Raw genomic sequence first — 5,735 nt, forward strand, 5'->3', positions numbered from 1 at the left:
ATTCAGGCAACCGTCTGTGGTGTTTGCAGAGCTAAGATTGGCGGCTTAGCGTTGCACTTCGGAGTTGAATCCGCCCTGACTCATTGCAGTGAATTTAATTCGCAAACCGTGAATTTTCAGTATTATGGTTCAATGTTCCCTTTCCCCTGGTGAGTGCTACCGCAGATATGACCAGCCAACACCCCGCGCTGTTTGCCCGGCTTGAATCCACACTGGCGGAAACCAGCCGCATGCCGCTGTACAAACGCTTTGCTGCGGCGATTAAAGAGGCGGTCCGTGAGGGCGTGCTGGTGCATGAGGAGATCCTGCCCGGTGAACGTGAATTCAGCCAGTCGCTGGGGATTTCACGCATCACCGTACGTAAGGCGATGGACGAACTGGAAAAAGAGGGGGTGGTGTTTCGCTCACGCGGTTACGGCACGCAAATCTGCAGCCAGTTCGAATACTCGCTGAAAGAACCAAAAGGTCTGTCGCAACAGGCGGTATTGCGCGGCAAAAAGCCCGATACCGTCTGGATTAACAAGAGCAAAATTCGCTGCAACACCGAGATTGCGGAAAAACTGGGCCTCAGCAATGGCAGCGAGGTCTGGCAGCTGAAACGTATTCGTTATGTCGATCAGCAGGCGGTTTCGGTCGAAGAGTCCTGGGTATCGGCACATCTGATTGCCGATGCCGCAGACATCGGTATTTCGCTGTACGACTATTTTCGCGATCAGCAGATCCTGCCAGTGAAATCACAAAGCCGCGTCAGCGCGCGCATGCCGGATGAAGCCCTGCAGCAGCAAATCGCCCTGCCCGCCAATGTGCCGGTGCTGGTGATTAAGCAGCTGGCGCTCGACGCGCAGGGCAATCCGCTGGAATACAGCATCAGCTACTGCCGCAGCGATATGTACGTGTTTATTGCTGAGTAAGGCGCTGCTGCCAGTAAGTCGTCAGCGTTGCGCGGTCGGGGGCGCAGTCGCCACCGCGTTGCGACACCACAAAAGAGGCCACCGCATTACCGAGTGCGACGCTGTCGGCCAGTGACCAGCCTGACGCCAGCCCGGCCAGCAAGCCCCCGGCATGACTGTCGCCCGCGCCAATGGTATCCACCACCGTGGTCGCCAGTGCCGGCTGCCAGCCCTGTGTTTCCCCGTCGTGATAACCTGCGCCATCGCTGTCGAGACGCACCACCATCGCACTACCAAAACGCTGCTGCCAGCGAGTCAGCAGGGCGTGTGCATCAAAGACATCTGTCGCGCCGAGACGCTCCTGCCACAGCAGTTCCGCTTCCTGACGATTCACGGTGATAAGCGGATTCAGCGCCATTATGCGGGTAAAATGTGCATCGCTGATATCCGCCAGCCGTGGCCCGAAATCAACCAGCAGCTGGTACGGCGTGGCCTGCCGCTCCAGCCACTGAATCAGCACCTCGCCACTATGACTGGCGAGCTGATAGCCAGAGAGATAGATCCAGCGGTTTTCTGGCTGCGGCAGCGCATCCAGCAGCACCGCATCCCACTGATTTTCCACGCCACTCACCGACAGAAACGTGCGCTCACCGTCTGGCTCCACCAGCGCCAGACACCAGCCGTTATCACCTGACGCGGTTTCCAGCACACTATGAATGCCATATTCCGCCAGTTTCTGCCGCACAATGCCCGCCCAGATGCCATTACCCAGCGGCAACGCATTGACCGACGGGATGCCGAGCCGGTGCAGCGCAATCGCCACATTCAGCGCGCAGCCACCGACATTGACGCCCTGCTGATGCAGTTCGATATCACTGCCACGGTGTGGCAGTGAATAAGCATCGGCAATCACATCCACCACCGCTGCGCCCACCACGCAGACCGGCAGATGCCCGGCCAGCCGCGTAAGGTCTTTAGGCATCAGCATAGGCGGCCTCACGTTGCTGGCGGAAACGGCTGAAGGCACTGCTGTAGCGTGTAAAGTCCAGGCCATTCGCCGCATCCAGTTCGGCTTTCAGCGCCGTATCGATACCGTCAATCCCCTGCAATGCACCGCAAATCGCCACCGCCATCGCGCCGATGGTATCGGTATCACCGCCGAGGTTGGCGCAAAGAATGGCGCAACGGTTTGGATCACAGGCAGCCAGTTCAACCATCGCAATCGCGGCAGGCACGGATTCGATGGTGCTGGTGCCTGTTCCCACCAGATCGTAAATCTGTTGCATGGTCGATTCGGTTCCCCTGCCCTGCGCCACCACCTGCAATGCCAGTTCCAGCCGTGCCGCCATAGAAGCACTGAAAGTGGTTACGCGTTTTTCCTGCGCCGCACGTGCAATAGACGGCAGTTCGTCGCGGATCGTTGCCCAGCTGGCACCATCAATCGCACGAGACACCGCCCAGGCGATTACCGTGGCGCCCGCGATAGCAACATCGGATTTATGCGTTGGGCTGGAGGCGACCGCCACCGCGTCAATAAAGCTATCGAGGTCAACAGCTGGCAGCAGGCAGCCCAGCGGTGATACGCGCATTGCCGCACCGTTGGTCATGCCATTATTGTCCAGCTGTGCCACCGGCGTGCCGGCTTTTAACGCATTCAGGGCGATTTTTGAGGTTGGCCCCAGCACGTTTTTATTAAACGCATCAAACGCTTCCGCCCAGTGCAAAATATTCGCGCCGATGGTTTCAGCATTAATCTCGCCTTCATGGCTAATGATGGCATCCGCCAGCGCCAGCGCCATTGAAGTGTCATCGGTGAAGGCCGCCCGGCCAAAATAGCAGGCGGCATTGTTTTCGGCCGGGCCAGGCAGGAAGCGATCGATCCAGCCAAAATGCTGTTTCACGCGGCTGCGCGGCCAGAGTTCCGATGGCATACCCATCGCATCGCCCAGCGCCTGACCATAAAAGGCGCCTAAAATCCGTTTTTCCTGGTGTGTCATTGTCATTGTCACTTCTCTTATTTATGGCTTTCAGCGGCTGCTGAAGTCTCGAAAGCGGTTAGCTCATCGCTGCGTTTTTTGCCGTCACGGAACAGGACAATAAAGGCGAGGGTAATAATCACAATCATCACGCTGCCGAACATCCACATCCCGGCCCAGTTAAAGGTCTGGCCATTGCGCGGTGCATCGTAGGCAAACATTTCCTGCATCAGGTAACCGCCGAGCCGATAACCCAGCAGACTGCCGATGCCCTGGCAGGCCAGCGTAATCAGCCCCTGTGCCGCGTTACGCATCGCCACCGGCGCTTTTTTATCCACGTAAATGTAGGCGGTGATGAAGTAGAAGTCATAGCTGACGCCATGCAGCAGAATCCCCATAAACAGCAGACCGTAGGTCAGCAGATTCTGGTCGCCGCCGAACACAAAGAAGACATAGCGCAGAGCCGCAGTGGTCAGTCCCAGCAGCAATACTTTGCCGATGCCGAAGCGTTTAATAAAGAACGGCAATGCCAGCAGGAAGAAGATCTCCGACACCTGGCCGAGCGTCATCCAGCCCGTCGCATGCGGCAGGCCGACCTCGGTCAGATAGCCCTCGGCGAAGATGTAATAAAACGCCAGCGGCATGCTGAACAGGAACGAGCAGACGAAGAACACCAGGAAGCTGCGATCTTTCAGCAGGTGCAGTGCATCCAGACCGAGCGCCACACGCAGGCTGAATTTGCCGGTGCTTTTCGGTTCGGTGGCAGGCAGTGTCAGGGCAAAGAAACCCAGCACCAGCGAGCTGGCGGCAGTGATCAGCAACGGCACATTACTGGCGGAGATATCACCAAAGCCCAGCAGCGGCGGCAGGAAACCGCAGGCGATGCCGGAAGCGATCCAGCCCAGCGTTCCCATCACACGGACACGCGGGTAATCGCGTTCCACATCATCGACATGCGAGAACGCAATGCTGTTGGTCAGTGCGATGGTCGGCATATAGGTCAGCGCGTAGAGCAGTAACAGCGGGAAGAAGCCGCCGAAGTGCGTCTGCTGCGCGGCCAGGAACATCAGCACGGCACCTGCGATGGTCAGCAGCGCCAGCATTTTCTGTGCCTGGAAAAAGCGGTCGGCCAGTGAGCCAACCAGGATGGGTGAAATAATGGCGGCAATCGAGGTACAGGCGTAGCACCAGGCGATCTCAACCGGCGTAAAGCCGTTTTTGCTGAGAAACGCCCACAGCGGCACAAACCATGCTCCCCAGATAAACCATTCAAGGAACATCATGAACGACAGTTTTGGCATTGTATTTTTCATCGAACGAACTCCCCGGTGTTGGTAGAACCAATCTAACACCACCAACAATACCTTTATAATACCATTAGACGATAATTTGACCTCGCCCACAATAATTTTAACCGACGATTAACAGAGCAACAGCGGGAGAAAGGCAGTGCAGAGGCGCAGGAGGAGACCATCAGACGGGAAAAAGAATGTTATCAGTGGGTTATTTTCGGGAAGAAGCTGGATGTACTGCGGCAATCCGCGGAGTAAAGCAGTCATCATCTGTCTGCAGCGCTGATTTCCGTGAGCGGGTAGCCGCCAGTCAGCAGCAACCCGCTCAGGTCACACGACGTTATCGCTTACGGGACGACTATTTCACACAAGAGTGCGCCGCAAAAAAGTGCTCTGCCGCCGCCTTATTGATATTAAACGTCTGCGTCACGTCACCCGCTTGCGCAGTGACCGTTTCTGCCGACTGCAGCGCGGTAAAGATCTTATTCCAGCTATTCACATCGCCACTGGCATCATCCGGCAATGGGTAACGCGTATCATCAATTGACAGGGAGAACTCGTGATTACGGTAGCTGTTATTACCGGTAATAAATTTAATCGCCTTCACATCGCCAGTATTCGGACAATCGACCAGCAGGATGCTGGAATTATCATAATTGCCAATCACCGAATAGACGTTTTTCACCACCGCCCACTGGCTGATAAAACGCGCTTTCTCGGCATCGGTTGGCGGCACATGATCACCCGCCACATCGAGCCGCATCGACCACTGGCCAATCGGATAGACTTTGATCATCTGGTTATTATTCATCACCTTTACCGCTGTCAGAATATTATCCGGGAAAGTGCTTTGGATAATCGACGTGCCAGGTGCGCAACCTCCGGTTTCGACCCGACGGAAAGTGGTGCGTTTATGTTCGAGGATATACAGGTTGCCCGCCGCACAGCCGTCGTCGGGTTTGTTATTCACCACCGCAGCAAAATGTTTGCTGTCAGTCAGTAACGTACAGCTATTCTCCTTGCCATGACACAGTTTCCACAGCGTCTCATCTGCGGTATTGACGTAGGACCAGATGGAATTTTTCGGTGGTGCATCGTCGTCATTGCAGCCCGCCAGCGCCGCGACTAACACCCCCGCAATCCCTGCTTTTATCATTATGTTCATAACATCCCTTTTTGCAGCGAATAAACGTAACGGTTAAATGGTGTCCCCAAACCAGCGCCTGGCCAGATATTCCGGTGAAGGCGTTAAACCATCCATGCGGTGACGCAGCTTTTTACCATGCCACTGCCAGTAGTCTGTTTTCTTCAGACTTTTATCGAGGATGATTTTAAAACTGTGAGGCTCAATTTTAAGTAAGTGTCTGTCGAACAAAATATGAATATCGGAACGCAACAACAGCGCATTGCAGGAATCATTAATTCCCGATTCTGCATGACCAACAATATGCGCCGCTTCCAGCACTTCTATCGGACCTGAGCCGGTGACCGCACAGGCGGCACCAGGCGGATTCAAGTTCGAAGTGCAACGCTAAGCCGCCTGTCTTAACTCTGCAAAGACCACTGAAGGCTGCCGG

General features: G+C 55.6%; 6 protein-coding genes. 1 reads left to right on the forward strand and 5 read right to left on the reverse strand.

The features are described from left to right. The first annotated feature begins 167 nt into the window (after positions 1-167). Positions 168-911 (forward strand): GntR family transcriptional regulator, encoded by a 744-nt coding sequence (locus ACSZO1_RS21485; RefSeq protein ID WP_437616286.1) that lies wholly within the window; start codon positions 168-170, stop codon positions 909-911. On the opposite strand, the gene ACSZO1_RS21490 is transcribed toward ACSZO1_RS21485, so the two are convergent. The 5 genes from ACSZO1_RS21490 to ACSZO1_RS21510 form a co-directional block, all read right to left on the reverse strand. Further along, positions 898-1,878, reverse strand: a complete 981-nt coding sequence (locus ACSZO1_RS21490; RefSeq protein WP_437616288.1) for a PfkB family carbohydrate kinase — start codon at positions 1,876-1,878, stop codon at positions 898-900. The genes ACSZO1_RS21485 and ACSZO1_RS21490 overlap by 14 nt on opposite strands. Then, a complete protein-coding gene (locus tag ACSZO1_RS21495; protein WP_437616295.1) occupies positions 1,865-2,887 on the reverse strand; it encodes an ADP-ribosylglycohydrolase family protein in 1,023 nt (340 codons plus the stop codon). Before ACSZO1_RS21495 ends, ACSZO1_RS21490 begins: the two co-directional genes overlap by 14 nt. 17 nt (positions 2,888-2,904) lie before the next feature. Beyond that, a complete protein-coding gene (locus ACSZO1_RS21500) occupies positions 2,905-4,179 on the reverse strand; it encodes a nucleoside permease (protein WP_437616290.1) in 1,275 nt (424 codons plus the stop codon). Between the two features lie 337 nt (positions 4,180-4,516). Then, positions 4,517-5,323: a hypothetical protein gene (locus tag ACSZO1_RS21505; RefSeq protein WP_437616291.1), complete on the reverse strand. Its 807-nt coding sequence runs from the start codon at positions 5,321-5,323 to the stop codon at positions 4,517-4,519. A gap of 33 nt (positions 5,324-5,356) precedes the next feature. Continuing rightward, positions 5,357-5,674: an HNH endonuclease gene (locus ACSZO1_RS21510; RefSeq protein ID WP_437616293.1), complete on the reverse strand. Its 318-nt coding sequence runs from the start codon at positions 5,672-5,674 to the stop codon at positions 5,357-5,359. Between the last annotated feature and the right edge of the window lie 61 nt (positions 5,675-5,735).

This window comes from Erwinia sp. V71 (genome assembly GCF_965644245.1).
GTDB lineage: Bacteria > Pseudomonadota > Gammaproteobacteria > Enterobacterales > Enterobacteriaceae > Erwinia.